The sequence below is a fragment of the Candidatus Protofrankia californiensis genome, from assembly GCF_900634765.1.
Lineage (GTDB): Bacteria > Actinomycetota > Actinomycetes > Frankiales > Frankiaceae > Protofrankia > Protofrankia californiensis.
Window position 1 is genome coordinate 21,015 of sequence record NZ_CAAAFT010000185.1, and the last position, 2,242, is coordinate 23,256.

Consider the following 2,242-nt stretch of genomic DNA (forward strand, 5'->3'; position numbering starts at 1 on the left):
CGTCACGCCGGTCGCGCCGGTCGCCGGTCAGCGACCGGCGGTCCACGTCACGCGTTGGTCAGACCGTCCCGGCGACAGCGTTTTCCCGTGCTGTGCGGGCGGGCGGGAGCAGCCCGGGTGTGGCTCGGAAGTCGGGGTCGATCTGGGTGGTCAGGTCCATGCCGGTGGCGTCGTTGGCCCACGCCACGGCGTTGCGTAGGTGGATGTCGTGCATCTGCGTGACGAAACGGTCCCAATCCCGGACGGTGACGTCAACCGCGTGCTGAATCTCGGCCAGCGCCGCCAGGTTCTCCGGTTCGAGATTGCCGATGTCGAACGGCCGGCCCTGTTCCATCGCCCGGACCGGTGCCGACTGGGTGAAGCAGACCAGCAGGTCCTCGCCGATCTCCCGGCGCAGGAACGCGACGTCCTCGACATCGGTGACCTTGTTCCCGAGCACGGACAGGGTGACGTCGAAGTCGGCGGCGTACTCGCGGTACTGCCGATGCACCGCGACCCCCTTCCGGGTCGGCTCGCAGACCAGGAAGGTGTGGTCGAAGCGGGTGAACAACCCGGACGCGAACGCGTCGGCGCCGGCGGTCATGTCCACCACCACGTATTCGCCCGCGGTGTCGAGCAGGTGGTTGAGCAGCAGCTCGACCGATCCGAGCTTGGAGTGGAAGCAGGCCACGCCGAGGTCGTCCTCGGTGAACGCGCCGGTGGCCAGCAGCGTCACACCGGCGACGTCGACACCGAAGCGTGCCCACAGCGGATTGTGGCCGGTCACCGACAGCAGCCGCGACCCGGACCCGGGAGGTGTCGTCTTCACCATCACCGATGTGGACGGGATGCGCGGGTTGTCCCCACGCAGGTAGTCCTTGATTGCGTCGATGTGCTCGCCCATCGGCGGCGGCGTGGTGTCGTCGTCGAGGCCGAGCGCGACACCGAGGTGCTGGTTGATGTCGGCGTCGATGGCCAGGACGGGGCGGCCGAGGGCGGCCAGGTGACGGCAGAACAGCGCGGACAGCGTGGTCTTCCCGCTGCCGCCCTTGCCGACGAATGCGATCTTCACGGTGTGCTCCGAGGTCGTGGCGGCACTGCTACGGTCGGACACGATACCGGAATCGTAATCGTTTTCGTTAAGTCTCTAGCGGCAGGCCTGTCCGGGTCAGGCGGTAGCCGACGGCGCTCCCGTCTCGACAGCAGAGCCGCAACCCGGACCGCAGCCGCACGCATCCGCCTCGGTGGCCGGCACCGCCGTGGCGGCGGGGGTCGGGCAGCACCCCCTTCCCTGCCAGGCATCGCAACCCTCCTTGACCGTCACCATGGCGATTACCAGGGCGGCGGTCGGGTCCGCCCACGACCAGCCCAGCGTGGCGTGGGCGAGCAGGCCGGCAGCATCCCGGACAGGTAGGTGTACAGCAGTCGTTACATGACATGATCGCCGCGCCGGATTGGCCGTCGGATCAGCGATGCCCCGGCGGGTCACTCGCCACAGACCGTAGTGCCGCCCTGGTGGACGTGACCGACTCGTCGCGACATGACCCTGCCGGGTCGCGCCCGAATTGCCCCCGAAGGAAAACCATCTGTATATTGGATAGACACACTCTGTGACTGGAGGCTGCATGGCCACGACCCGAGCACCACAAACCGCTCCTCTGCTGACACCCGCTGAGGTAGCCACCATGTTCCGGGTGGACCCCAAGACCGTGACCCGCTGGGCCAAGGCCGGAAAACTGACCTCGATCCGCACCCTTGGCGGCCACCGCCGCTACCAGGAAGCCGAGGTCCGTGCGCTCTTGACCGGCATCCCCGCCAGGGATGACACGGCCTAACCCACCACGATCAACTACACCGTCAAGGCTCCCCGTTCCCGGGCCGGCGGAGCCTTGACACACACCCCGGTACGCCACCGATCCTGATCCCAGACGGACAGACCCACAGCGTGAGGAGGCTACCGGGCTACCCCGTCGCGGCGAATCCGTCGCTCGTGGGGAGGACGAGGGTGGCGACGGCTCCGCCGTCGGGATGGTTGGCGGCGCTGACGGTCCCACGGTGCGCGTGGGTCGTCGCGGCGGCTATGGCGAGTCCGAGGCCGGTTCCGCCGTGGTCGCGGGTGCGAGCGGCGTCGGACCGGCTGAAGCGTTCGAAGGCGTGGGGGAGGAATTCCGGGGGAAATCCGGGGCCGTGGTCGCGGACCTGGACGGCGGCGGTCGTCCCGGCGTCGGCTCGGTGGGCTCGGACCTCGACTGCGGGGCGTGGC

The 2,242-nt window shown here is 68.9% G+C and carries 3 protein-coding genes and 1 pseudogene; 1 reads left to right on the forward strand and 3 read right to left on the reverse strand.

All coding sequences use genetic code 11. From position 1 onward, the window contains the following. Nucleotides 1-58 precede the first annotated feature (58 nt). Nucleotides 59-1,051, reverse strand: coding sequence for an AAA family ATPase (locus tag DD1DGNOD_RS10280; protein WP_131766428.1), 993 nt, complete (start codon nucleotides 1,049-1,051; stop codon nucleotides 59-61). Between the two features lie 96 nt (nucleotides 1,052-1,147). After that, nucleotides 1,148-1,372, reverse strand: a pseudogene (locus DD1DGNOD_RS30780) (hypothetical protein); the annotation flags it as partial. 232 nt (nucleotides 1,373-1,604) lie between these two features. On the opposite strand from DD1DGNOD_RS30780, the gene DD1DGNOD_RS10290 reads away from it, so the two are divergent. After that, the gene (locus tag DD1DGNOD_RS10290; RefSeq protein WP_131766411.1) at nucleotides 1,605-1,814 is read left to right on the forward strand and encodes a BldC family transcriptional regulator; all 210 of its coding nucleotides are present in this window, start codon (nucleotides 1,605-1,607) and stop codon (nucleotides 1,812-1,814) included. Nucleotides 1,815-1,941: 127 nt separating this feature from the next. Here DD1DGNOD_RS10290 and DD1DGNOD_RS10295 read toward each other — a convergent pair. Further along, on the reverse strand, nucleotides 1,942-2,242 hold a 301-nt coding region (locus DD1DGNOD_RS10295), incomplete at its 5' end, for an ATP-binding protein (protein ID WP_131769995.1).